This is a genomic window from Amycolatopsis sp. NPDC001319 (assembly GCF_042896185.1).
GTDB lineage: Bacteria > Actinomycetota > Actinomycetes > Mycobacteriales > Pseudonocardiaceae > Amycolatopsis.
The window spans coordinates 110,217-135,014 of sequence record NZ_JBIAWY010000021.1 but is presented as its reverse complement, the minus strand read 5'-3'; the positions used below and the strand labels follow the sequence as shown (position 1 = coordinate 135,014).

The following is a 24,798-nucleotide window of genomic DNA, read 5'->3' as shown; positions in this document are numbered from 1 at the left end:
CAGCACTACAACACTCAACGCCGCCACAGCGCACTCGGCGGGCATCCACCCACCAGTCGACTGCCACCAACCTGACGGCCGAATACAGCTAGGGCTGGTCAGCGGGAGTGGCAGACCTTGCCTCGATATCGCCGCGGGACTGGGTGAGCCGGCATCGCGACCCGGTCCCACCGGCGGCCGTCGGTGGTGGTCTCGGCTGGTCGGCGAGCGATCGCACCGTTGGCGGGGAGCACGTCGCGCCAGCCCGTGCAGTGGCGTGGGCCGCTGGAGTCCGCGCGTCGGCATCGCGGGTGCCGCCGGTCTTGCCGGCCGCGCTCGGCTGGGCGGCGGGCGACCGCACCCGTCAACGGGGGAGCGGGTACCGCCAAACCTTGCTCCCCGACCCCGTCGTCGTGGCGAGCAACAGGTCGGGGCCGTCCGCGAGCAACGCCAGCGACTCGGCCTGCTCGGGAAGCGGCAGCTCCGCGAAGTCCTCGCAGTGGCGCCCGACGCGCCACAAGCGGGGCCGGCCGTCGACCTTCACTGCGACGTCCAGGTGGCCCGACGCGTCCACCGTCAGGCCGGTCACCTCCAGCAGTTGCGAAGGCGGAATCACCGGTCCGCCCGCGAAGGCCGTCCACGGAGGGCCCGTCCAGCACGCCAGGCGTTGCTCGGCGGTCGTTCCCGCGGCGGTGCAGCCGGAGGTGCAGCTGATCCGCCAGGCGGTGGCCGACGCGGAGGGCGAAGGCAGGTCCACGCGCTGCCACGCCGAACCGTCGCGAGAGGTCCACGCCACCGGGTGCACGGAGAGTCCCGACCGCGCGTCGCCGACGGCCACGTAGTCCTGTCCGTCGAAAGCGGCGGCCAGGGCGCGGGTCTGGTCGCCGGCGGTGCTGAGCAGCGCCGGGTCCTCCCGCAAAGCCCACGAAGCGCCGTCCGCCGAAGCCCACGCCGCCGCGCCGACCCCGCCGGACCGGTGGTCCCACTGGCCGGTCAGCAGGTAACCCGCGGGTGACACCGCCGTGCCCGACGTCGTCACCGCCCGCTCGCCGCCGAGCAGCTCCACCGGCTGCTCGTGCTCGGTCAGCCCGTCGGTCACCGACCCGGTCCAGATCGTCGGGCGCGGGTTGGCGTGCGCGCCGCCATACGCGGAGCCCAGTGCGAGCAGCCGGGGACCCGAGGCGGCGGGCAGCGTCAGCTCCGCCTGCCGGCCGTAACCCGTCGCCGGGAAAAGGGGTATCGCCGTGCCGTTCAGCCACGCCGCCGGAGCCCGTCCGGAAGGCCCCGGCACCGAGCCGGTCATGACGATTCCCGATGAAGTTCGGACGAATCCCAGTACGCGCGTACCGGAAATCGGCAGGTCAACCGGTCGCCACGGCGGCTCTGCCGGCGCGGAACAGGCCCCGACCAGGGCGAACGCCGCGATCGCGACCACCAGCCGGCGAACCACCGTCATAACCACGGAGGTTAGTCATCTGAATGGTTTCTGAACACTTCCTCCGAACTTTCGGTATCGGTACAGACCTGCGGGGGATGAGGGACTACTCTCATCGAACGTGAGCCGACGCGCGAAGATCGTTTGTACGCTGGGTCCCGCGACCTCCACACCGGAGAAGATGCGGGCACTCGTCGACGCCGGAATGGACGTCGCGAGGATGAACTTCAGTCACGGAAGCCACAGCGACCACAAGCAGGTCTACGACCTGGTCCGGGCCGCTGCGGCCGAGAGTGGCCGGGCGGTGGGCATCCTCGCCGACCTGCAGGGCCCGAAGATCCGCCTGGGCACCTTCGCCAGCGGCTCGGCCGAGTGGCACACGGGCGACGTCGTCCGGATCACCGTCGAGGACGTGGTGGGCACGCACGACCGCGTCTCGACCACCTACAAAGGCCTCGCGAAGGACGCCAAGCCGGGCGACCGCCTCCTGGTGGACGACGGCAAGGTCGGCCTCGTGGTCAAGGGTGTCGAGGGCCAGGACGTGGTCTGCGAGGTCACCGAAGGCGGCCCCGTCAGCAACAACAAGGGCGTCTCGCTCCCGGGCATGGACGTGTCCGTGCCCGCGCTGAGCGAGAAGGACATCGAGGACCTCGAGTTCGCGCTGCACCTGGGCGTCGACTTCATCGCGCTGTCGTTCGTGCGCTCGCCGGCCGATATCGACCTGGTCCACCAGGTCATGGACCGCGTCGGCAAGGGCCGGCTGCCGGTGGTCGCGAAGATCGAGAAGCCCGAGGCTGTCTACAACCTCGAGGCGATCGTGCTGGCCTTCGACGCGGTGATGGTCGCCCGCGGCGACCTCGGCGTCGAGCTGCCGCTGGAGCAGGTGCCGCTGGTCCAGAAGCGCGCCATCCAGATCTGCCGCGAGAACGCGAAGCCGGTCATCGTCGCGACGCAGATGCTCGAGTCGATGATCAACAACTCCCGGCCGACCCGCGCCGAGGCCTCCGACGTCGCCAACGCGGTGCTCGACGGCACCGACGCCGTGATGCTCTCGGGCGAGACCAGCGTCGGGCGCTACCCGATCGAGACGGTCCAGACGATGGGCCGCATCGTCGAGGCGGTCGAGACCGACTCGCCGGTCGTCCCGCCGCTCACGCACGTCCCGCGCACCAAGCGCGGCGTGATCTCCTACGCCGCCCGCGACATCGGCGAGCGGCTCAACGCCAAGGCGCTCGTCGCGTTCACCCAGTCCGGTGACACCGTGCGCCGCCTGGCCCGCCTGCACACGCGGCTGCCGCTGATGGCGTTCACGCCGGAGGACTGCGTGCGCAGCCAGCTGTCGATGACCTGGGGCACGGTGACCACGATCGTGCCGCGCGTCGACTCCACCGACCAGATGATCCACCAGGTCGACCAGGCGATGCTCGCGATGGGCAAGTACCAGCGCGGCGACCTCGTGGTGATCGTGGCCGGCTCCCCGCCCGGGACCGTCGGCTCCACGAACCTGATCCACGTGCACCGCCTCGGTGAAGACGACCACGCATAAGGGACGAGCTTCATGCCGACCGAATAGGGTCCGGGCATGACCGATATCGCCAGGACCGCCGCCGCCGGGCTCGACGAGGCCGCCGGCGGCGGGCAGGCGGTGCTCGACCGGCTCGTCGACCTCCTCGACCTGGAGAAGGTGGAAGAGGACTTCTACCGCGGGGTCTCGCCCGCGCACTCCCCGGTCCGCGTGTTCGGCGGCCAGGTCGCCGGGCAGGCCCTGGTGGCGGCCGGGCGCACCGTGCCCGAAGACCGGCCCGTGCACTCGCTGCACGCCTACTTCATCCGCGGCGGCGACCCGAGCGTGCCGATCCTCTACGAGGTCGACCGCATCCGCGACGGCCGCTCGTTCACCACGCGCCGCGTCACCGCCATCCAGCACGGCAAGGCGATCTTCGCGCTGTCCGCCTCGTTCCAGAAGGACGAGCAAGGCCTGGACCACGGCGAGCCGATGCCCGACGTGCCCGCCCCCGAGACGCTGCCGACGTTCCAGGAACGCACCGCCGGCTTCGGCCTGCGCTTCACCGAGCGCCCGCGCCCCATCGACGTGCGCTACGTCGGCGAACCGCCGTGGATCACCCGCGCCACGGGCGAGCGCCCGGCGAGCAACCGCGTGTGGATGCGCGCCGACGGCACGCTGCCGGCCGACCAGCTGCTGCACGTCTGCGTGCTCACCTACGCCTCCGACATGACGCTGCTCGACTCGATCCTCGCGCGCCACGGCGTGTACTGGGACGTCGACAAGGTCCTCGGCGCGAGCCTGGACCACGCGCTGTGGTTCCACCGGCCCTTCCGCGCCGACGAGTGGTTCCTCTACGACAGCACCTCGCCGAGCGCGTCGGGCGCGCGCGGCCTGGCCACGGGCCGGTTCTTCGCGCAGGACGGCACGCACATCGCCACGGTCGTCCAGGAAGGACTGCTGCGCGTCCTGTGAGGACGGTCGCAGGTTCTACTGAGAGTGTCTCGCTGAGTGAGGTGTGCGGAATCAACCACACTTCCGGGTGGCGGTAAATGCGAAATACGTAGCCGGGTAATCGCCGGAGTACGCCTGCGACGGCCTGACAACAACTGACAACCGAAGGTGAAGGTGCCCGGGACCGGTCGGGGGGCGGCCCCGGACACCTTCCGCCGGAAACGCCCGCGCACTCGGTGTCTGTTTCCGGCTGGTCGTCGTCTACGCTGCTCAGGAACCCGGAACGATCACCGCCGCCGGCCCCTGCGGCGCGGCGTCACCGGTTCCGGTTCACACGGGTGTCAGAGTACAAGCGCAATCTGCAAATTGCAGGGCGGAGCCCCGCCGCGAAGGCGGGAATTCCGAAGTGTTAATACCCCACTGACTAGTCGGACGGCTGGTTAGATATGCGGTGCGGGCAGCGTTGGCCGACGGTGCGCGCAGCGCGTAAGACGATCCGGAGGTGCTGTCGTGGCGAGAGGCCAGGGACCCACCGTTCGCCGCCGGAGGCTCGCGAGCGAGCTGCGCCGGCTCCGGGAAGCCGCCGACCTCACCATCGACGAGGTGGGCGAGAAGCTCGAGTGCTCTGCCTCGAAGGTGAGCCGCATCGAGACCGGGCACGTCGGCGTCACCCCGCGCGACGCCCGGGACATGCTGGCGCTTTACGGGATCACCGGCGACGAGCAGGAGGCGCTCGTCCAGCTGGCCCGCGAGGCGCGCAAACGCGGCTGGTGGCACGCGTACAACGAGGTGTTCACCGGCACGTTCGTGGGCCTGGAGGCCGACGCGACCTCGCTGCGCGCGTTCCAGGCGCTGCTCGTGCCCGGCCTGCTGCAGACCGAGCGCTACGCCCACGCCGTGATCAGGGCGCTGCGGCCCGACGCCGAGGACGCCGAGATCCGGCGTCGCGTGGCCGCGCGCATGGCGCGCCAGGAGCTGCTGAGCGACACGCCGCCGCCGGAGTACTGGGCGGTGGTCGACGAAGCCGTGCTGCACCGCGTGGTCGACAGCCCCGAGGTGATGGCCGAGCAGCTCTACCGCATGGCCTCGGTCGCCGAGAAGCCCAACGTGACCATCCAGGTGGTCCCCTTCGGAGCCGGCGCGCACCCCGGCATGGAAGGCCCGTTCCTCATCATGGGGTTCCCCGAGCAGGCCGACCCCGACGTCGTCTACGTGGACGACAGCACGTCCAGCGGCCTGTACCTCGAACAACCCGAAGACGTCCGGCGCTACGCGCTGATGTTCGACCACCTGCGCGCTGCCGCACTGAAACCGGACGACTCGGTCGACTTGATCACCGAGGCGGCCGGCCGGTTCGCCGAACGGTCAACCGCGCCGGCTGCAGTGCACCACCTGGAACCGAGGACACAGTGAGGAAGTGGGGAACATGATGCCGGACGCGGATCTTTCCCGGGCCACCTGGCGCAAGAGCAGCCACAGCGGCGGCGGCAACGACTGCGTCGAGATCGCGTTCGTCGGCGGCGACGCCGCGGTGCGCGATTCGAAGGACCCCGAAGGGGGTGCTTTCCGCCTCCCTGCTTCGGGTTGGCGGGGGCTGCTGGCGGCGGTGCGCGCCGGTGGCCCGGCCCGCGACTGACGTTCCACCCGGCGACCCCTTACCCCGCCGACCTGCTCTTCGCCGGTCGGTGTCTCGGGTAAGGGGTCGTTTGGCGTCCAGGACGGGGTGATCGCCCGATGCCGCAGGCCCCACCTCAGGACGACTGTGAGTGTCACGGAAGAAGGCACTCGCAGAGGATGGGGAAGAAGCGATGAGTTACCAGCTCCTGGACGCGATGAGCGCCGAGGTGGCCTACCGCGAGGAGCAGCTGCGGAAGGCCGGGCGCGCCGCGCGGATGACCAAGCAGAACCGCGTCGTGCGGTGGCTGCGGGCCCACCGGGTGACCAGCGTGACCGTGCCGGCGCAGGAACGCCGCACGACCGCGCAGGTGGCCTCCCGCGCCGACCACCTGGCGCGGTGAACGCCGAGTTCGCCGAGGGTGTCACGCCCTCGGCGAAAAGCATGGCGGAACTGTCGGTGGGGTAGGACAGAATGCTCCTCGTGCCCCGCTTAGGCTCCGGAATCCCGCTGGTCGCCCGCACTCACGAGATGCGGCGGCTCCGCGCTGCCTTCGCTCGGGCGGAGCGGCGCGAGGCCGGCGCCGTGCTGATCGCGGGCGACGCGGGGGTCGGCAAGACCCGGCTGCTCACCGCGCTCGGTGAGTACGTCGCGTCGAACGGCGCGCTGGTGCTCACCGGCCGCTGCATCGACGTGCGCGACGGCGGTCTGCCGTACCTGCCGTTCGCGGAGGCGCTGGCGCCGCTGGGCTCGTCGGGGGATCCGGTGGTCGCCGCCGCGGTGCGGTCGCGGCCGGCGCTCGCGCGGCTGCTGCCGCAGAGCGGGGAGCCCGAGCCGATGGGACCGGGGGAACACGGCCAGGTGTCGGCCAGCGAGCGCGAGGTCATGCGCCGGCCGCGACCGGAACAAGACCTGGGTCAGCTCCAGCTGTTCGACGCGGTACTGGGGGTGCTGACCGAGGTCGCCGAGTCGCGGCCGGTGGTGATCCTGCTCGAGGACCTGCACTGGGCCGACTCTTCCACGCGCAACCTGCTGTCCTTCCTGGCCAGCAGGTTGCGCGCGCAGCGGCTGCTGGTCGTGGGCAGCTACCGCGAAGAGGACGTGCACCGGCGTCACCCGCTGCGGGGGCTGCTGTCGGAGCTGGTGCGCCTGGCCACGGTGGAGCAGGTGGCGCTGGCGCCGTTCGGGCCCGCCGACGCGCGGGCGTTCGTGGAGGCGCTGGCCGACGAGCCGTTGCCGGCCGACGTGGTGGCCGACATCGTCGCGCGGTCGGAGGGCAACCCGTTCTTCGTGGAAGAGCTGCTGGCCACGGACGCCGACTGCCGGGACCTGCCCGCCGGCCTGGCCGAAGTGCTGCTCGCGCGGCTCGAACGGTTCCCGGCGGAGACGCGGCGCGTGCTGCGGGTGATTTCCGTGGCCAACGAGCCGGTGTCGCACGCCGCGCTCGCGGAGGTCGCGGGCATCGGCGAGCTGGAGCTCGACGAGGCGTTGCGCGAGGCCGTGCAGCACCACGTGCTCGTGATCGAGGACGGCTCCTACGTGTTCCGCCACGCGTTGCTGCAGGAAGCGGTGTACGCGGATCTGCTGCCGGGCGAACGCAACCGCACGCACGCCGCCTACGCGGCCCGCATCCAAGCGATCCCGCAGGGGCGGGGGCACGACGCCAAGCTGGCGTTCCACAGTCTCGAAAGCCGCGACTTCGTCACCGCGTTGCCCGCGCTGCTTCGCGCGATGGACGAGGCGGAAAAGCTGGGCGCGCCGGGGGCGGCACTGCGGCACGCCGAACAGGCACTGTCCATCTGGGACGCGGTGCCCGTCGCGGACCGGCCCGAGGGCGTCGACGAGCTGAAGCTTCTGCACGAGGCTTCGTACTTCGCGGGCACGTCGGGGGAGCCGGAGCGCGCGGCGGCCTACGCGCGTTCGGCCGCGGAGCAGCTGGGGCCCGACACCCCGACGCTGCGGTCCGCCAAGGTGTGGCGCCGGCTGGCCGAGGCGCTGCTGGCGCTGGAGGGCACGCTCGACGAGGCGACGCTGGCCGTCGACCGGGCGTGGGACCTGGTGAAGGACAGCGAACCGAGCGCCACGCGGGCCTGGGTGCTCGCCACGCGCGCGGGCTTCCTGCGGCTGCTCGACCAGCCGGGCGAGGCGCTGGACAACGCGCTCACGTCGGTGTCCGACGCGCGGGCCGTGGGCGCGGTCGGGGCCGAGGCGTCGGGGCTCATCACGCTGGGCACGCTGGCCGACTCGGCGGGCGACGCCGCGCTGGCGCGCGAACGGCTGCGGCAGGGCATCCGCAAGGCGCGCGAGGCCGAGGCCCTCAACGTCGAGCTGCGCGGCCTGTACTTCCTCGCCCTGAGCTACGACGACCAGGCCGAGATGGCCGAGGCCCTCACCCACGTGGCCAACGGCGTGGCGCGCGCGGAGGAGTCGGGGCTCACGTGGAGCTCGTTCGGGCTCGAGCTGCGCGCGCGGCAGCTCTACCTGCGTTACCTCAGCGGCGACTGGCCCGCGGAGGACGCGGCCGGGCGCGCGGGACGCAGGGTGTCGAGCGCGGTCGCCGCCCGGATCCTCGCCAACTGGGTGCTGTTCCTCGTCGCGCGCGGCCGGTTCGACGACGCCGCGCGCCTCCTGCCCGGGCTGCGGCAGCAGTGGTCCGCCGACATCCAGATCGCCCTCTCGGCCGGCGACGCCGCCATCGAGCTCGCGACCTGGCGCGGCGATCACACCGAAGCCGTGCGCGTCACCGAGGACTTGGTGGCGTGGCTGGAAAAGATCGAGCCCTGGCTGCTCGGCGGCATCCGGATCGTCGCGCTGGGCATGACCTCGGTCGCGGCCCTCGCCGCCGACGCCCGCCTGCACGGCGACCAGCGCGCCGCCGACGATTTCGCGTCCGTCGGCCGGCGCCTGCTGGAACACGGCCGCCGCACCGCCGTCGAGGGCAGCCCGCGCTCGGGCACGTTGGGCCCGGAAGGCCACGCCTGGCTCGCCCGCCTGGAAGCCGCCGCTTCCGGCCTCGACGGCCCCGCCGACGCCGCGCTGTGGTCCGCCGCCGTCACGGCCTTCGACTACGGCGCGGTCTACGAGCAGGCCATGTGCCGCTACTTCGAAGCCCAGGCCCTCCTCGCCCACGGCCTCCCCGCCGAGGACGCCCTGGCGTCCGCCCACACCGTCGCCTCCGCCCTCGGCGCGCTGCCCCTCCGCGACGCCGTGCGCGACCTGGCCCACCGCGCCCGCACCGACCTCCCCGGCCTCACCCCAGCCGCCGCCACCCCCACCGGCCCCAACCCCCTCACCGACCGCGAACGCGACGTCCTCGAACGCGTCGCCCTCGGCCGCACCAACCGCCAGGTGGGCGAGGAGCTCTACATCAGCGAGAAGACGGTCTCCGTCCACCTCTCCCGCGTCATGGCCAAACTGGGCGCCAGCCGCCGCGCCGAAGCCGTCGCCATCGCCTACGACCGCGGCTTGCTCACGACCCCGGCTACGAGGGACTGACCCGCTCCGCCCGGGGTTTCGCGGGTTCCACGCGGAGGGGGCGTGGGGTGGGTCGTGTCGTTGGCGCGCCGCGGCTGCCGGGAGCTGTGGGTTCCGGCGGCGAAGAACTGACTCGCGCTGCCCGGGCGGCTTTGGCGGTTCCGCGAGGAGGGCTTGGGGCCGGTTGTGTCGTTGGTGCGCCGAACCGCCGCGCCGAACTGCCGCGCCGAGGCTGCCGGCCGCTGCTGGCTTCCGCGGCGAAGGGCCGCCCCGCACCGCGCGGACGGTTGTGCCGGTCCGCGATCTGCTTGGCGGTTGCCTGCGTCGTGTCGAGGAGGAGCGCGGGTCGTTTTGTGCGCCGAACCGTCGGCCGGGGTTGTCGTGGTCGCCGCCGTTGCTGGCCCTTGCGGTCAAGGGCTGCCTGCGGGTTCGCCGGTTCGCGTGTGGTCGTCGGTTGCCTGTTTAGCGCGCACAGGAGTCGGGGCGGCTGTCGCCCTCGCGCGCCGAACCGGCACGCCGGGGCTGGTCGCGGCAGCCGGCCGCTGTCGGCTCCGGCGGCGAAGGACCGACGCCACTGCGTTCGGGACGGTTTCGCGGTTCGCGGTGTGATTGTCCGTTCCTGCTCCGCGCGGGGAGTGCAGGCCGGTTGTGGCGCGCGGACAACTCCCAACCCCGCGCCGAGACCCACCATGTGCCGAACCTGTCCGGCAGTGGTTCACTGGTGATCAAATAGCATGCTAACCGCGTCGGGGAGGAGCCGGGGATGCGCGTCGACGTGCATGCTCACCTGTGGAGCGAGGCGTACCTGGGCGTGTTGGCCCGGTGGGGCAACGAGAAGGCGGCCGCGCAGGGGCGGTTGGGGGCCGGAGCGACCGAGGCGGAGCTCGGGTCGCGGTTCGAGCAGATGGCGACGGCGGGCATCGATCTGCAGGTGCTGTCGACCACGCCCGCGCCGCCGCATTTCGAGGATGAGCGGGCGGCCGTGGAGGCCGCGCGGTTCGTCAACGACGACTACGCGGAGCTCGTCCGGCAGCACCCCGATCGGTTCAAGGCGTTCGCGTCCCTGCCGCTGCCGCACACCGGTGCGGCGCTCGTCGAGCTCACGCGTGCGCTCGACGAGCTGGGGTTCCTGGGCGTCGCGATCACCACGTCGGTGCTGGGGCGCACGCTCGGCGACCCGGCGTTCCTGCCCGTCTACGAAGAGCTCGACCGCCGCGGCAGCGTGCTGTTCGTGCACCCGGCCGGTGTCGGGGCCGAGTCGCCGTTGATCGGGCCGAACCTGACGTGGCAGATCGGGGCGCCGATCGAGGACACCGTGGCCGTGCTGCACCTGATCGTCGCCGGGATCCCGAGCCGGTTCCCGCGCATGAAGATCATCCTGCCGCACCTCGGCGGCGCGCTGCCGATGCTGCTGCCGCGCATCGACCGCCAGAACCCTTGGGAGGCACCGGAAACCCCGGAGAAGCCGAGCCTCGCCGCGCGCCGGATCTTCTACGACACCGTCGGCCACAACCACGTGCCGGCGCTGCGCGTCGCGGCCGAAACGCTCGGCGCCGACCGCCTGGTGCTCGGCACCGACTACCCGTACCAGAAGGGCGACGGGTTCACCGAGGCCGTGACCTACGTCGAACGCTCCGGCCTGCCCGCCGACGACATCACCGCGATCCTCGACCGCACGGCCGTGGAGCTCCTCGGCCTCGGCTGATCACCGCCAGGGCAAGTGCCGCAACAGTTTCATGCTCGACGTCATCACCCGCGCCCACACCCCGCCCGGCACCCGGCGCGGCGGCCGCAACGCCAGCCCGCGCTGCACGGCGATCGACTGCGCCTCCGTGTACTTCAGCAGCCCCTCGGCCCCGTTGCGGCGGCCGACACCGGAGTCCTTCATCCCGCCCATCGGCACGCCGACGCTGCCGAATGTCGCCGCGTAGCCCTCGTTGACGTTCACCGTGCCCGCCTTCAGCCGCGCCGCGACCTCCCAGCCGGCCCGGCCGTTGCGCGACCAGACGCTGGCGTTGAGACCGAAGGCGGTGTCGTTGGCGCGCTCGATGGCGTCGGTGACGTCGGTGTAGCCGTAGATCGACACCACCGGCCCGAACGTCTCCTCGGCGAACGGCACCATGTCCGGGGTGACGTCGGTGAGCACGGTCGGCTCGTAGAACAGCGGCCCGAGGTCCGGCCGCGCCCGCCCGCCGGTGAGCACGCGCGCGCCCTTGGCCCGCGCGTCCTCGACGTGCGCCGACACGGTCTCGAGCTGGCTCGGCGACGTCAGCGAACCCATCTGCGGGCCGAAACCCAGCTCACCGCCCAGCTTCAAAGCGGCCGTGCGCGCCACGAACGCGCGGGTGAACTCCTCGCGGACGCTTTCGTGCACGTAGATCCGCTCCACCGAGACGCACAGCTGCCCGGCGGAGGAGAAGCACGCGTTGACGGCGCCCGTCGCGGCCTTGGCGACGTCGGCGTCCGGCAGCACGATCATCGGGTTCTTGCCGCCGAGCTCGAGCGAGTAGCTCGTGAGCCGGGCCGCGATCTGCGTCGCCAGGTCCTTGCCGGTCGGCGTGGAGCCGGTGAAGCAGAGGTAGTCGCACTCTTCGAGCAGCGCCGGGCCGACTTGCGAACCGCGGCCGAGCACCACCTGCCACAGCCCGTCCGGCAGGCCCGCTTCGGACGCGAGCTCCTGCAACCACAACGCGGACAGCGCCGTCTGGTTGTCCGGCTTCTGCACCACGGCGTTGCCCGCCACCAGCGCCGGGAACACGTCCATCGCGGTGAGCGCCACCGGGTAGTTCCACGGCGAGATGATGCCGACGACGCCCTTGGGATGGCGCAGCTCGCCCGCCTTCGTCAGGGCCGGGATCACGCCGGCCGCGCGCTTCGGCGCCAGGATCTTCGCGCTGTGCTTGCCGTAGTAGGCCGCCACCAGGGCGGCGGCGCTCACCTCGTCGAACGCGTCGAGCCGCGCTTTGCCGGCCTCCACCTGCACGAGGTCGAGCGCTTCGGCCTGGCGGGCGAGGATGAGGTCGTGCAGCCGCACGAGGAACCGCTGGCGCTGCGCGACCGGCCGGGCCGCCCACTCGTGCTGGGCCTTGCGCGCGGTCGCGAACGCCGCGCGCACGTCGGCGTCGGTGGCCTGGGGGATCGTGGTGATCGGCAGCCCGGTGAACGGCGCCGTCATGCGGATCGGCGCGGAGTCCGCACCGCCGGTCACGCGGGCGACGAGCCGGGCCGCGCGCGCCGCCGTCGGCGCTCCCGCGACACCCCCGATCGTCGCGGGCAGGGCCGTCTCGCCGCTGAGGTTCGCCGGTGTCGTGCTGGTCATGCCGTCTCCGTTCAGACCGGTGTTACCGACGAGTACAGCATACCGACGGTACGGCGGTCGAGCGGGAAAGCTGAATTATATTCACATATCGGAGTCGTCGCGGTGCCGGCCCGGCGGCTCGACGCCCGGCGCGGGCTGCACGTCCTGCGGCGGGAACGGCGGGGCGGTCGGCTCCTCGGCGGGCTCGGACTCCGGGGAAAGCACGCCCTGCGCGGGCGGCTCGGCCCAGGATTGATCGGGCGGCGGCGAGTCCAGCGAGTAGATCACGGGCTCGTCGTTCACGGCCGGGTAGTAGTACGGCTGCGGTGCCCATGGCGTGGTCCAGCGGCCGCCGCCGAACGCCGCGAGCGCCAGCACCAGCGCGGCGATCACGCCCCCGCCGAGCATCACCCAGAACCCGGTGCCCGTCGTGTAGTGGGCGACGATGGTGGCGTCCTTCTGCTCGTAGCTGAGGCTCGCCGACACGTCCATGCTCATCGTCCACACGGCCGCGACCACGGCCGCGCCGCCGGCGATCAGCACTGTGCGGGCCGCCCCGCGGAAGCGCGAGAACGCGAGCAGCGCGCCGACGACCAGCACCGCGGCCGCCACCGTGAGCGGGATGCCGTAGCGGGCGACGTGGCTGATCGCGAACAGGTCGCGCTCGGCCTGTGGCGCCGCTTCGACCTGGCGGTTCCACGCCGTGACCGCGAACGCGCTCTGCAGCTGACCGGCCACTGTCACCCGCGAAGCCGCGATCGGCAGGAACGTGCCCGCCACCACGAGCGCGGCCGAGAACACCCCGAGGATCCCGGCCAGCAGCCGCGACACGGCGCCCGGCTCGGCGACGGGTGACGGCGGGTACTGCGGCACGCTGGTCATCGGGGCTCCTTCGCCTGCTCAGGGCATCTGCGATTCCACCACGAAGAACCCTCATCCGCTAAGGGGCGGCGTGATCCTGCCACCGGTCGGCCCAGGCTCAGGGCTGCGAGTACATCAGCACTGCGATCCGCTTCCACTCCTGCAGCAGCTTGCGCCGCCGGTTCGGGTCACCGCCCAGCTCGGCGTCGAGCGCCAGGCCACGGGTGAGGTTCACGGTCAGCCAGAACAACGTCTCCGCGCGTTCTTTCGGCAGTTCGCCGGCCACCTGGCTCACGTGCGCCAGCGTCGCGCGCCCCAGCGCCCGGTCCACGGGCCGGATCGCCGCCCGCAGCTCCGGGTCGGTGCGCGCGGCCACCCACAGCTCGGTGACGGCCGTGGAGAGCGTGCCCGAGTAGCCCGCCCACAGCAGGTCGATCGCGGCCTCGACGCCCGGCGCGCCACCCGGCAGGCCTTCCAGTGACGCCGCCAGCTGCGTGCGCAGCTTCGTGGTGAGGTGCTCGACGGCGGCCGCCATCAGCTCGGCCTTCGTGGCGAAGTGGTGCTGCACCGCGCCCTTCGACACGCCGGCCCGGGCGCAGATCTCCTGCATCGACGCGCGGGCGTACCCGATGTCCACGAGGGACTCGACGGTCGCGTCGAGCAGGGCCGTGCGGGTCTGCTCCCGGCGCTGCGCCTGGGTGCGGTGCGCCTTGGCGGTGGCCTCGGTCATTCGCCTCTCCCGCTTTACGTACCGGACTGCGCGGATGTACATTCCGAACAGAACTTACCTTCCACGCGTAATGTTTTCCAGCTTCGCAGGAGGCGTCGCCGTGCCGTTGCAGATCCAGAAGAGCTCGTGGAGCACCACCGAACTCGAGGACCTCCGGGAACTTTCCCGGTCGTTCCTGCAGAAGGAGATCGTGCCGCACCAGGAGCGATGGGCGGCGGAGAAGAAGCTCGACCGCGAGATCTGGACCAAAGCGGGCGAAGTGGGCCTGCTGTGCCTGTCGATCCCCGAGGAGTACGGCGGTGGCGGCGGCACGTTCGCCCACGAGGCCGTGCTGTACGAGGAGCAGGCCCGCTCCGGCGACAACGCGTGGGGCGTGACCGTCCACAACGGAATCGTGGCGCACTACCTGCTGGCGTACGCCTCGGAGGAGCGCAAGCGCGAGTGGCTGCCGAAGCTCGCCAGCGGCGAGTTCGTGGGCGCCATCGCGATGACCGAGCCGGGCACGGGGTCCGACCTGCAGAGCATCAAGACCCGCGCGGTGCGCGACGGCGACCACTACGTGCTCAACGGCGCGAAGACGTTCATCACCAACGGTTTCCACGCCGACCTCGTGGTGGTCGCGTGCAAGACCGACCCGGACGCGGGCGCGCAGGGCGTGTCGCTGATCGTGGTCGAGACGGACACGCCGGGCTTCCGCCGCGGGCGTGTGCTCGACAAGGTGGGCCTCAAGGGCCAGGACACCGCGGAGCTGTTCTTCGACGACGTCCGCGTGCCCGCCGCCAACCTGCTCGGCGACGTCGAGGGCCAGGGCTTCGTCCAGCTGATGCTGCAGCTGCCGCAGGAACGGCTGATCATCGCCGTGACCGCGGTGGCCGGGCTCGAGGCGGCCGTGAACCTCACGATCGACTACACGAAGGAGCGCACGGCGTTCGGCCGGCCGATCTTCAACTTCCAGAACACGAAGTTCAAGCTCGCCGAGGCCGCGACGGAGGCGGCGGTGTCGCGCGCGTTCCTCGACCAGTGCATCGAACGGCACCTGCGCGGTGAGCTAGACGTGCAGGGCGCGGCGATGGCGAAGCTGTGGACGACCGAGCGCGTGAACAAGGTCGTCGACGAGTGCGTGCAGCTGTTCGGCGGCTACGGCTACATGACCGAATACCCGATCGCGCGCGCGTGGGCCGACGTCCGGATCTCGCGGATCTTCGGCGGGACCAGCGAGATCATGAAGGAGATCATCTCGCGCACGCTCTGAGTTTTTCGGCCGACGAAAGGACTTCCGCCGTGAAAGCCGGACCCCTGGGCGGGCTGAAGGTGGTGGAGCTGGCCGGGCTCGCGCCCGCGCCGTTCGCCTGCATGATCCTCGCCGACCTCGGCGCCGACGTCGTGCGCGTGGACCGCGCGACGCCGGGCGCCGACGTGCTCGGCATCCCGAACGACCCGCTGGCGCGCGGCCGGCGCTCGATCGGCGTCAACACGAAGACGCCAGAAGGCGTCGAAGTGGTGCTCAAGCTGGCCGAGCGGGCCGACGTGCTCATCGAGGGTTTCCGTCCGGGCGTCGCGGAACGCATGGGGCTGGGGCCTTCGGTGGTCCACGCGCGCAACCCGCGGCTCGTCTACGGGCGCATGACGGGCTGGGGCCAGGACGGCCCGCTCGCGCAGGCGGCCGGGCACGACATCAACTACGTCGGCATCGCCGGGGCGCTCGAGCCCATCGGGCGCGCCGGCGAACGGCCGGTGCCGCCGCTCAACCTCGTCGGCGACTTCGGTGGCGGTGGGCTGATGCTCGCGATGGGCGTGCTCGCGGCGCTGTACGAGCGGACGTCCTCGGGGCGTGGCCAGGTCGTCGACGCGTCCATGGTCGAGGGCGCGGCCCTGCTCACCACGAGCCTGCACGGCCTGCGCGCGGCCGGCGCGTGGTCCGGCGAGCGCGGCGACAACCTGCTCGACGGCGGCGCCCCGTTCTACGACACCTACGAGACCGCCGACGGCAAGTACGTCGCCATCGGCGCCATCGAGATGCGCTTCTGGGGCGACCTCGTGAAGGTGCTCGGCCTGGAGGACGCGCCGCCGCACCTGGACAAGACGCAGTGGCCGAAGCTGCGGCAGCTCATCGCCGACGCCGTCGGCAAGCACACCCGCGACGACCTCGTCGCCCGCGCCGAAGGCACCGACGCCTGCCTCACACCGGTCCTCTCGCCCTGGGAAGCCTCGGCCCACCCCCAAAACGCGGCGCGCGGCACCTTCGTCGACATCGGCGGCACCGTCCAGCCCGCCCCGGCGCCCCGCTTCGACCGCACCCCGCCCGCGACGCCCCACGCACCCCGCCAGCCGGGCACGGACACCGCTGACGTGCTGGCCGGCCTCGGCCTCACCGAAGACGACTTGGCGGCCCTGCGCACGGCGGGCGCCATCGCCTGACTGACTGACTGAACGGGCGGCCGTGCCTGCCCTGCACCCGCGCCGGCGGCGAATGCGCTGCTGCCGGGCGCGGGTGTGCCGTGAGTCTGGCGTCGCGGCGGTGGTGCGTCCGGTGGGCGCCGGTGCCTGAAGGCCGGGAAGTGGCGGCGTGCCTGACTTTCACCCGCGCCCGGGCGGCGAAGGGCTGCTGCCCGGTTGAGGGCGAACGCGCCACCATGCCGCGGCTTCGGCCATCGCGCCACGGCCCTCGCGCGGGTCGAAAGCAAGCCCGGCGCGAGCCGCGCGGAAAGGCCGGGAGGTTTCAGCGCGGTTCGAGATCCGACCGGATCACCGAAAACACCACGCTGTCGCGCCAAGCGCCGTCGCGGAAGCCGTAGCCGCGTAGGACGCCTTCGCGGGTGAAGCCGGCCTTCTCCAGGGAGCGTTGTTCGGCGCGGTTGTCCACGTCGGTGGTGGCCTCGACGCGGTTGAACTGCGTGTGCGCGAACAGGTAGCGCACCAGCAGGCGCTGTGCCTCGGTGCCGTGGCCGTGGCCGCGGGCTTCCGGGCGCAGCACGAGGCCCATGTTCCAGCAGTACGAGCTGGGCCCCGAACGGGAGCGGTGCCACGACAGGAGGCCGAGGACGGCGCCGCCGAGGGTCGGCACCAGGAGCCCGCCCTCGGTGGTGAGAATGGCGTTGTCGCGCCAGCGGCGGTGGAGGTAGCCGGCGTCGTGCCAGCCGAACCACTGGAACTCGCCCGCGGTGGCCGGGTCGTTGATCAGTGCCTCGAGGAGATCGAGATCGGTTTCGAGCACCGGGCGGAGCACCACGTCGTCCATCGCGGCAGCCTAGCGGGCGGCGCGGGGGCGTCCGCTCACCCGATCGGGCCGGGGTCACCGGGTCGTGACACGCGTCCCGCTGAGCGATCGCCGGGCGGGCCTCGCGGGCCTGTCGTCACTAGAGTGAGCGTGCACGACCGGTCCTGAAGCCGGCCAGCGGATTGGATGGTGCCATGTCAGGCGGCGTGAAGAAGATCGTGGTCATCGGGGTGGTCGTCCTCGTGCTGTTCTTCCTGATCACCCAGCCCACCCAGTCGGCCAACCTCGTGCACCAGGTGCTCGGCTGGCTGCGCGACGGGGCCGAAGCCATCATCACGTTCTTCCAGACCCTGTTCGCGTGATCACCGCGGGCCTCGTTACCCGCCGGTAATTACCGAGAGTAACGCGATCCCGAGATCCGGGCTGATCGCTCGACCATCCGGGTGGATTGCCCCCTGAAAGGGCCTGGTCAAGGAATTTGTGGGGCCCGGGGTATGGCGCAGAAAGCGCGCCCGGCCCTACGGTGCTCACATTGCGTGATCAGCCGGTTCTCCGGTCCCCCGGGAGCCGGGTCACAGCGGGGTTTTTCCGCTCGGTCACGCGCATTGGGTGCAAGTCGTGGACGCGCAACGGGGCAGGCGTCAGGGCCGGCCCGTCGGGGACCAATGAGGAGGCAGGGATGACCGGAGATCCCGGAGTGGACGCGTTGATCCGGCAGTGGGCCGCGGAGCGCGAGCAGACCGCCGAGGAGCAGGAGGTCAGCCGCATCACGTCCGCCTGGCTGGCCGACGCGCCCCAGGCTCCGCCCGGCATCCCCGGTCAGCGCGCGAGGTCCGGTCCTTCGCGCTGGGCGCAGGTCGACGCCGCGGACCCCGGTTACCTCGACGCCATGCGCGTGCGCCTGCCCGAGGTCCCCGACGAACTGCTCGTGGCCGCCGCCGGCTGGTGGCAGATGGTCGGCGACGTCGCCGAGGCCGAGCTGTGGTGGGACGCCGGCATCAGCCCGCTCGACCAGCGGGCCCTCGACTACCGCGCGGCGGGCCTGCAGCCCTCGGACCTCAGCCGCCGGCTGGGCCCGATGACCGTGCTCCAGCACCTGCGCCGCGGCAGCGCCCCGGCCTGGTGCGTCGCGCGTCTCGCGCGGCAGCAGAAGTCCGCCTGAACCACCCTTTCGACACGGCCGGGTGAACCGGCGTGGCGGCAGCGATCCGAACCCGTCCGTAACGCTAACCTGCGCGGGCTCGTTGTGTGATCGACCGACCGCCACGCTGGAGGACCGGAGTTCGTGCCCCTCACCGGAAACGCCGACGGCGAGACCACAGCCGAGACGCAGGCCGCCCCCGCGGGCGCACCTGCCCGACGCCGTTCCCGAGGGGGCGCGGCCGTGGCGGTGCGGCTCGCGGTGGTTCTGGTGGTTCTCGCCGTGGCGGGTGGCGGTACGTGGCTCGTCACGCGGGCGTCGGCGCCGGTCGCGAGCCCGACGACCACGGACATCCCCGCGTTGAGCGTGAAAGCGGCCGACGTGCGCCCGGGCTCGATCGCGCCCGTCAGCGCCGTCGTCGCGGGTGGTGCGGACCAGCAGACCACCCCGCAGTCGGCGCGCTCCACCGCCGACCCGCTCGACGACTGGGCCAAGAAGGTCGCCGCCGTCACCGGAGTGCCCGCGCGGGCGCTGCGCGCGTATGGCAACGCGGAGCTCGCGATGCGCTCGGCCGACCCGGGCTGCCGCATCTCGTGGGCCACGCTCGCCGGCATCGGCCGCATCGAGTCGAACCACGGCCAGTACGGCGGCGCGGTGCTCGGCGCCGACGGCCGCCCGTCCAAGCCGATCATCGGCGTCCCGCTCGACGGTTCGTCGGGCGTGCGCGCCATCAGCGACACCGACGGCGGCCGCTTCGACGGCGACCCCGTGGCCGACCGGGCCGTGGGCCCGATGCAGTTCATCCCCAGCACCTGGCGCAAGTGGGCCGCCGACGGCAACGGCGACGGCCTCGGCGACCCGCAGCAGATCGACGACGCCGCGCTGGCCGCCGGCCGCTACCTGTGCGCGGGCGGGCGCGACATGGCCACGCCGTCGGGCTGGTGGTCGGGGATCCTGTCGTACAACAACTCCACCGAATACGCCCAGAAGGTCTTCGGCCTCGCCGACGGCTACGCGCAGTCGGCGAAGGCCGTGCGGGCCGGTTGAGGCCCGTTGGTCCGGAATCCGGGCGGGCCGGCGTCCGCACCGGTGTGAAATCCGTGCGAACCACGAGGTCACCGGCTGAGAGACGGACCACGTGCGGGCCCGCCTCTCAGCTTCGGCCCTGGTTCCCAGTGCTAGCGTCAGGGCCGTGGCAGTGAACTCCGGCCCGGCCGTGTCCCCGCTCGGGCGCAGGCTCCTGATCGCCGCGACGTGCGTGGTGAGCCTGCTGCTGTGCTGCGGGCTGGCGTGGTGGCAGTGGGACCGGTTCACCTCCGCCAACGGCACGTTCCAGAACCTCGGCTACGTGCTGCAGTGGCCGCTGTTCGGGCTGTTCCCCGCGTTCATGTTCTGGCGGATCAAGAAGCTGCGCGAACGGGAAGAGTCCCAGGGCGAGAGCGCCGAGGCCCAGGCCGAGCAGGTCCAGGTGACCGTGCCCGCCCCGAGGCCCTCGACGCCCGCGCGTCCCCCGGCGCCCCGCCCCGTGGCCGAAGAGGACGACGAGCTCGCCGCGTACAACCGCTACCTGCGCGAGCTCAACGCCCGCGACCAGCAGGCCTGAACCACCACCTCGGAAGTGAGGACGAACCCATGACCACGAGCACCGACGGTGCGGCCCAGACCCGCCCGGCGCGACTGAACGGAGCCTTGGTGCGGTTCCGCACCACCGCGTGGATCACCGGTGTCGGCCTGCTCGTGCTCTGCGCGACCATGGTGGTCGAGTACGGCTTCGGCAACGCCACGCCCGCCGCGGTGTACTCGCCGATCCACGGTGTCCTCTACATGATCTACCTGGCCTGCAGCATCGACCTCGCGATCAAGGCCCGCTGGTCGATCAAGAGCACGATCCTCGTGCTGCTCGCCGGTTGTGTCCCGTTCGTCTCGTTCATCGTCGAACGCCGGGTGACGCACCGGGTGCACGCGGGTCAGGACATCTTCTAAGCCGGCACGGCTTTTCCCCGCCGGAAGGTCAGCGCGACCCCGACGGTGAGGGCGGCCAGTCCGCTCGCCGCGAGGAACGCGGCCGTCATCCCGTCCACCAGCAACGGCGTGCCGGTGGCTCCCGAAGCCGCGGCCGAACGCGTCGCCGCGCCGAACACCGTCACCAGGATCCCGAGGCCGAGCGTGCTGCCGACCTGCTGCATGGTCTGCAGCACGCCGCCCGCGGCTCCCGCGTCCTCGGTGGGCACGGTGGACATGATGATCACGTTGAGCGGCGAGAACGCCAGCCCGCCGCCGACGCCCATCAGCAGCAGCGGCCCGAGCAGCGAAGCGACGTATCCGCTGTCCGGCGTCAGCGCCGAAAGCCACGCGACGCCGGAGACCATCAGCACCGTGCCCGTCACGGCCAGCGGCTTCGGGCCGAAGCGCGCGAGCAGGCGCGGCATGAGCCGGCTGAGCGTGAAGATCGACGCGGCCATCGGCAGGAACGCGAACCCCGTGGCCAGCGCGGCGAAGTGGCGCACGTCCTGCAGGAACTGCGTCAGGAAGAAGAACATCGACATCATCGCCATCGGCCCGAGGAAGAAGCTGGCGTAGGCGGCGGCCCGGTTGCGTTCGGCGAAGAGCCACAGCGGTACCAGCGGATGGGCCACGCGCCGCTCCAGCAGCACGAAGGCGATCAGCAGCACCACGCCCGCCGCCAGCGCGGCGAGCGTGAGCGGTGCGCCCCAGCCGTCGGACGCGGCCTGCGTGAAGGCCAGCACGAGCGAGGCGACGCCGAACGTGCCGAGCACGGCCCCGGGCACGTCGAGGTGCGCGGCCCGGCGCGGCGGTGCGGGCACGAACCGCGGTGCGAGCACGGCGATGGCCAGCCCGAACGGGACGTTGATGAACAGCGCGGCCCGCCACGAGATCCATTCGGTCAGCAGACCGCCCACGATCAGGCCGATCGCGAACCCGCCGCTGGCGACGGCGGAGAACAACGACAGCGCCCGCACGCGCGCCTTGGCCTCGGTGAACGTGGTGGTGATCAGTGCGATCGTGCTCGGCCCCGCCATCGCGGCGCCGACGCCTTGGGCCACGCGCGCGGCGATCAGGAACCCGGCCGACGTGCTCAGCCCGCCGGCCAGCGAAGCGAGCGTGAACACGGCCGTGCCCAGCACGAACATCCGGCGGCGGCCGAACAGGTCACCCGCGCGTCCGCCGAGCAGCAGCAGGCCGCCGAACACGAGGCTGTAGGAGGTCATCACCCACGACAGGCCGGTGGCGGAAAAGCCCAGGTCGGACTGGATACGGGGCAGCGCCACGTTCATCACGGTGGCGTCGAGCATCAGCATGAGCTGGCAGGTCAGCACGATGGCGAGGACGAGCCCGGACGCGGCGGTCCGGTGTCTCGGCCTAGGCTCGGTCGACGAGATTCGCTCGGTCAACTCGGTCAAAGGAGGACTCCCCAGAGAGGGACGAAGTAAGTGGAGAAACTCTCCACTTGATTGCGTCCGCGATAATATGGAGAGCGTCTCCGGTTCCGCAAGGGAATTCGGAGAATCTCTCCGTTTTCTGGGGAGCCGGGTGCGAGGAGGTGCGTGGATGACGGCGGAGGCAGCGCGGCCGATGCGGGCGGACGCGAAGCGGAACTACGACCGCATCGTGGCCACCGCGAAGGACGCCTTCGCGGAACACGGCGTCGACGTCCCGCTCGACGACATCGCCAAACGCGCCGGCGTCGGCGCCGGCACGCTGTACCGCCACTTCCCGACGCGCGAGAAGCTGATGGAAGCCGTCTACCGCGACGAGATCGACCAGCTCGCCTCGCGCGCCGCCGTGCTCGCCGTCGAGCTGCCGCCGTGGGAGGCGCTCCAGGCGTGGCTGGGGGAGCAGGTCGCGTACGTCATCGAGCGCCACGGCCTCGCCGCCCTGCTCAAAGCGTCGATCGACTCGGGCTCCGAAACGTTCCTCTGGTGCCAGACCCGCCTGCGCACCGCGTGCGCCGACCTGGTCACCGCCGCCCAGACCACCGGCGACGTCCGCGCCGACATCACGGGCATCGACGTCCTGCGCCTCGGCCACGGCATCGGCACGGCCTCGAAGAACGCGTCCGAAGAGGACGCGGCCCGCCTGATGAAGATCATGCTGGACGGCTTGCGCGGGTGAACTTCGCGAAGTTTGTCGGTGTGCGTCGCGACCGCGGTCGTCGCTGACGACAAAAAAAGGGGCGGGCCCTCGCAGGACCCGCCCCTTCTCGTCACAGCCGGAGAGCCGTCAAGACCCGATGCCGGTCAAGGACCGGACCTCCATCTCGGCGTGCTTGGCGCCGTCGGCCTTCGAGCGGCCGACCAGTGTGCCGACGAAGCCGCACAGGAACGAGAACGGGATCGACACCAGGCCCGGGTTCTTGAGCGGGAACCAGTGGAAGTCGACGCTCTTGAAGATCGAGTCGGCGGCGCCGGACACGACCGGCGAGAACAGCACCAGGATCAGGCACGCCGCGAGGCCGCCGTAGATGCTCCACAGGGTGCCCGTGGTGTTGAACCGTTTCCAGAACAGCGAGTACAGCAGGGTCGACAGGTTGGCCGACGCGGCGACCGCCAGGGCGAGCGCCACGAGGAACGCGATGTTCTGGCCGTTGGCGAGGATGCCGCCGAGGATGGCCATCACGCCGACGACCAGGGCGGTCAGGCGCGCGACGCGGACCTCGTCGGCCGGTTCGGCCTTGCCGCGCTTGAAGATGTTCGCGTAGACGTCGTGGGCGAACGAGGCGGACGCGGTGATCGTCAGGCCCGCAACCACGGCGAGGATCGTGGCGAACGCGACGGCCGAGATGACGCCCAGCAGCAGCGTGCCGCCGATGTGCAGGGCCAGCAGCGGCGCCGCGGAGTTCTCGCCGCCGGGCGCGGCCTTGATCTCGTCGCTGCCCACGAGCGCGGCGGCGCCGAAGCCGATCACCAGCGTGCACAGGTAGAACACGAACATGCAGACCGTGGCCCAGACCACCGAGCGGCGCGCCTCGCGCGAGTTGGGCACGGTGTAGAAGCGCATCAGCACGTGGGGCAGCGACGCGACGCCGAGCACGAGCGCGAGCGACAGCGACACGAAGTCCAGGCGCGTGGTGCCGCTGGCGCCGTACGAGCCGCCCGGTTCCAGCAGGCTGGTGCCCATCGGGCTGTTGTCCGTGGCCGCGGTGAGCAGGTTGGAGAAGTCGAACCCGTACTTGCCCAGCAGGAACACGGTGATCAGCGTGGCGGCCACGAGCAGGATGCTCGCCTTGATGATCTGCACCCAGGTGGTGCCTTTCATGCCGCCGACGAGCACGTAGACGACCATCACGAGGCCGACCACACCGATGACCAGCGACTGGCCCAGCCGGGAGTGCACGTTGAGCAGCAGCGCGACGAGGCCGCCGGCGCCCGCCATCTGCGCGAGCATGTAGAAGAACGAGATCACGAGCGTCGAGGCGGCCGAGGCCGCGCGCACCGGGCGCTGCTTCATCCGGAAGCTCAGCACGTCGCCCATCGTGAACCGGCCGGTGTTGCGCAGCAGCTCGGCGATCAGCAGCAGGTCGACCAGCCACGCGACCAGGAAGCCGATGGAGTAGAGGAAGCCGTCGTAACCGTGGATCGCGATGGCGCCCGCGATGCCCAGGAACGACGCGGCGGACAGGAAGTCGCCCGAGAGTGCGATGCCGTTCTGCCGCCCGGTGAAGGCGCTGTCGGCCGCGTAGTAGTCGGCGGTGGTCTTCTTGCCGCGGTTGCCCGCGCGGTACACGACGAACAGGGTGATCGCGACGAACAGCGCGAAGACCCCGACGTTCACGAGCGGGTTGCTCGCCGGGGTGCTCTCGGCGAGCTCAGTGGTGGTCACTGGCGGGTTCCTTCCGTCACGGCGGCCCGTTCCCTCAGCTCGGCGACCCGCGGGTCCACCTCCCGGTTGGCGAACCGGACGTAGACGAGCGTGATCAGCGCCGTGGTGACGAACTGCGTGAGGCCGAGCAGCATGCCCACGTTGACGAGCCCGAACACGCGGGTGCTCATGAAGTCGTTCGCGTACGCGGCCAGCACCACGTAGGTCAGGTACCAGACGAAGAAGCCGGCGCTCATCGGGAAGACGAATCTGCGGAACCGCCGGCGCAGTGCGGTGAACTCGGGGCTGCGCTGGATGAGGTCGTAGTCGGGACCGCGCCGGGTCGCCGGCGCCGGCTCCGCGCCCTCGCGGGCGAACATGGCCGGCAGCTGTCCGGTCTCCTCGAGCGGGGTGCTCGCCGCGGGGGTGTTCGCGACGTTGTGCATGGCTGCCTCCGGCAACTTGCGTCCGTGGCGGTGGCCGGGTCGGGGCCCCTCGGTCGAGTGGCACCCGGTCTGCCCTTGCGGACTGGGAGGCGGCCATAGTAACGACGGTGTCTCATCCCGGAAAAAGCCGGTTCCTGAGAAGGGTCTCCGGAATTCGTTTTCCGGCTGGAAATGTGCGAAAACGACACCCTCAATGAAGATCACGAACAGATCACTCACAATAGTGAGAGCGTATGTCACGCCACGTTGTCGCAGCTGAGGAACGCTGCGGCAAATGGTTGAGATGCAGACAATGATCGGAGGAATACGGTGACACCGGGTAGT

At 71.4% G+C, this 24,798-nt stretch carries 23 protein-coding genes; 15 read left to right on the top strand and 8 right to left on the bottom strand.

Annotation, left to right across the window (positions count from 1 at the left end; genetic code table 11):
- Positions 1-343: 343 nt before the first annotated feature.
- Complete coding sequence (locus ACFY1H_RS46400) at positions 344-1,282, bottom strand: hypothetical protein (protein WP_386956361.1); 939 nt, start codon at positions 1,280-1,282, stop codon at positions 344-346.
- 253 nt (positions 1,283-1,535) lie between these two features.
- On the opposite strand from ACFY1H_RS46400, the gene pyk reads away from it, so the two are divergent.
- The 7 genes from pyk to ACFY1H_RS46365 all read left to right on the top strand — a co-directional run bounded on the left by pyk (position 1,536) and on the right by ACFY1H_RS46365 (position 10,666).
- Positions 1,536-2,960 (top strand): pyruvate kinase, encoded by a 1,425-nt coding sequence (gene pyk, locus ACFY1H_RS46395; RefSeq protein ID WP_366583489.1) that lies wholly within the window; start codon positions 1,536-1,538, stop codon positions 2,958-2,960.
- A 36-nt stretch (positions 2,961-2,996) separates the two neighbouring features.
- Positions 2,997-3,893: an acyl-CoA thioesterase gene (locus ACFY1H_RS46390; RefSeq protein ID WP_386956360.1), complete on the top strand. Its 897-nt coding sequence runs from the start codon at positions 2,997-2,999 to the stop codon at positions 3,891-3,893.
- Between the two features lie 489 nt (positions 3,894-4,382).
- Positions 4,383-5,285 (top strand): helix-turn-helix transcriptional regulator, encoded by a 903-nt coding sequence (locus tag ACFY1H_RS46385; protein WP_285969107.1) that lies wholly within the window; start codon positions 4,383-4,385, stop codon positions 5,283-5,285.
- 13 nt (positions 5,286-5,298) lie between these two features.
- Positions 5,299-5,508 (top strand): DUF397 domain-containing protein, encoded by a 210-nt coding sequence (locus ACFY1H_RS46380; protein WP_326837871.1) that lies wholly within the window; start codon positions 5,299-5,301, stop codon positions 5,506-5,508.
- A gap of 172 nt (positions 5,509-5,680) precedes the next feature.
- A complete protein-coding gene (locus ACFY1H_RS46375; RefSeq protein WP_366583487.1) occupies positions 5,681-5,890 on the top strand; it encodes a hypothetical protein in 210 nt (69 codons plus the stop codon).
- 71 nt (positions 5,891-5,961) lie between these two features.
- On the top strand, positions 5,962-8,982 hold the full coding sequence (locus tag ACFY1H_RS46370) for a helix-turn-helix transcriptional regulator (protein ID WP_386956359.1): 3,021 nt from the start codon (positions 5,962-5,964) through the stop codon (positions 8,980-8,982).
- Positions 8,983-9,724: 742 nt separating this feature from the next.
- Positions 9,725-10,666, top strand: a complete 942-nt coding sequence (locus tag ACFY1H_RS46365; RefSeq protein WP_386956358.1) for an amidohydrolase family protein — start codon at positions 9,725-9,727, stop codon at positions 10,664-10,666.
- Here the strand turns inward: ACFY1H_RS46365 and ACFY1H_RS46360 are convergent, their stop codons facing one another.
- From ACFY1H_RS46360 to ACFY1H_RS46350, 3 genes are all read right to left on the bottom strand, one after another.
- Positions 10,667-12,280, bottom strand: a complete 1,614-nt coding sequence (locus ACFY1H_RS46360; RefSeq protein ID WP_386956357.1) for a succinic semialdehyde dehydrogenase — start codon at positions 12,278-12,280, stop codon at positions 10,667-10,669.
- 81 nt (positions 12,281-12,361) lie between these two features.
- Complete coding sequence (locus ACFY1H_RS46355; protein ID WP_366583483.1) at positions 12,362-13,141, bottom strand: hypothetical protein; 780 nt, start codon at positions 13,139-13,141, stop codon at positions 12,362-12,364.
- A 97-nt stretch (positions 13,142-13,238) separates the two neighbouring features.
- Complete coding sequence (locus tag ACFY1H_RS46350; RefSeq protein ID WP_386956356.1) at positions 13,239-13,850, bottom strand: TetR/AcrR family transcriptional regulator; 612 nt, start codon at positions 13,848-13,850, stop codon at positions 13,239-13,241.
- A gap of 100 nt (positions 13,851-13,950) precedes the next feature.
- Between ACFY1H_RS46350 and ACFY1H_RS46345 the strand changes: the two genes are divergently transcribed.
- Complete coding sequence (locus ACFY1H_RS46345; protein WP_386956355.1) at positions 13,951-15,102, top strand: acyl-CoA dehydrogenase family protein; 1,152 nt, start codon at positions 13,951-13,953, stop codon at positions 15,100-15,102.
- Positions 15,103-15,131: 29 nt separating this feature from the next.
- Entirely contained in the window at positions 15,132-16,268 is a 1,137-nt protein-coding gene (locus tag ACFY1H_RS46340; RefSeq protein WP_386956354.1) for a CaiB/BaiF CoA transferase family protein, read from the top strand.
- Positions 16,269-16,569: 301 nt separating this feature from the next.
- On the opposite strand, the gene ACFY1H_RS46335 is transcribed toward ACFY1H_RS46340, so the two are convergent.
- The gene (locus ACFY1H_RS46335) at positions 16,570-17,088 is read right to left on the bottom strand and encodes a GNAT family protein (RefSeq protein WP_366583480.1); all 519 of its coding nucleotides are present in this window, start codon (positions 17,086-17,088) and stop codon (positions 16,570-16,572) included.
- Positions 17,089-17,261: 173 nt separating this feature from the next.
- Here ACFY1H_RS46335 and ACFY1H_RS46330 point away from each other — a divergent pair, with 173 nt between their 5' ends.
- The 5 genes from ACFY1H_RS46330 (at position 17,262) to ACFY1H_RS46310 (ending at position 20,191) form a co-directional block, all read left to right on the top strand.
- Positions 17,262-17,429 (top strand): hypothetical protein, encoded by a 168-nt coding sequence (locus tag ACFY1H_RS46330; RefSeq protein ID WP_220238194.1) that lies wholly within the window; start codon positions 17,262-17,264, stop codon positions 17,427-17,429.
- 317 nt (positions 17,430-17,746) lie between these two features.
- Positions 17,747-18,229, top strand: coding sequence for a helix-turn-helix transcriptional regulator (locus ACFY1H_RS46325; protein ID WP_366583479.1), 483 nt, complete (start codon positions 17,747-17,749; stop codon positions 18,227-18,229).
- A 123-nt stretch (positions 18,230-18,352) separates the two neighbouring features.
- A complete protein-coding gene (locus ACFY1H_RS46320) occupies positions 18,353-19,255 on the top strand; it encodes a lytic transglycosylase domain-containing protein (protein ID WP_386956353.1) in 903 nt (300 codons plus the stop codon).
- A 145-nt stretch (positions 19,256-19,400) separates the two neighbouring features.
- On the top strand, positions 19,401-19,811 hold the full coding sequence (locus ACFY1H_RS46315) for a hypothetical protein (protein ID WP_366583478.1): 411 nt from the start codon (positions 19,401-19,403) through the stop codon (positions 19,809-19,811).
- A 29-nt stretch (positions 19,812-19,840) separates the two neighbouring features.
- Positions 19,841-20,191 (top strand): DUF3817 domain-containing protein, encoded by a 351-nt coding sequence (locus ACFY1H_RS46310; RefSeq protein ID WP_366583477.1) that lies wholly within the window; start codon positions 19,841-19,843, stop codon positions 20,189-20,191.
- Here the strand turns inward: ACFY1H_RS46310 and ACFY1H_RS46305 are convergent.
- Positions 20,188-21,621, bottom strand: a complete 1,434-nt coding sequence (locus ACFY1H_RS46305; protein ID WP_386956363.1) for an MFS transporter — start codon at positions 21,619-21,621, stop codon at positions 20,188-20,190. The two genes, ACFY1H_RS46310 and ACFY1H_RS46305, sit on opposite strands and share 4 nt — an antisense overlap.
- Before the next feature lie 157 nt (positions 21,622-21,778).
- Here ACFY1H_RS46305 and ACFY1H_RS46300 point away from each other — a divergent pair, with 157 nt between their 5' ends.
- Positions 21,779-22,342, top strand: a complete 564-nt coding sequence (locus ACFY1H_RS46300; protein ID WP_386956352.1) for a TetR/AcrR family transcriptional regulator — start codon at positions 21,779-21,781, stop codon at positions 22,340-22,342.
- A 108-nt stretch (positions 22,343-22,450) separates the two neighbouring features.
- Here ACFY1H_RS46300 and ACFY1H_RS46295 read toward each other — a convergent pair whose 3' ends face one another.
- Positions 22,451-24,049, bottom strand: a complete 1,599-nt coding sequence (locus ACFY1H_RS46295; protein ID WP_366583474.1) for a cation acetate symporter — start codon at positions 24,047-24,049, stop codon at positions 22,451-22,453.
- Positions 24,046-24,474 (bottom strand): DUF485 domain-containing protein, encoded by a 429-nt coding sequence (locus ACFY1H_RS46290; RefSeq protein WP_386956351.1) that lies wholly within the window; start codon positions 24,472-24,474, stop codon positions 24,046-24,048. Before ACFY1H_RS46290 ends, ACFY1H_RS46295 begins: the two co-directional genes overlap by 4 nt.
- Positions 24,475-24,798: the final 324 nt, after the last annotated feature.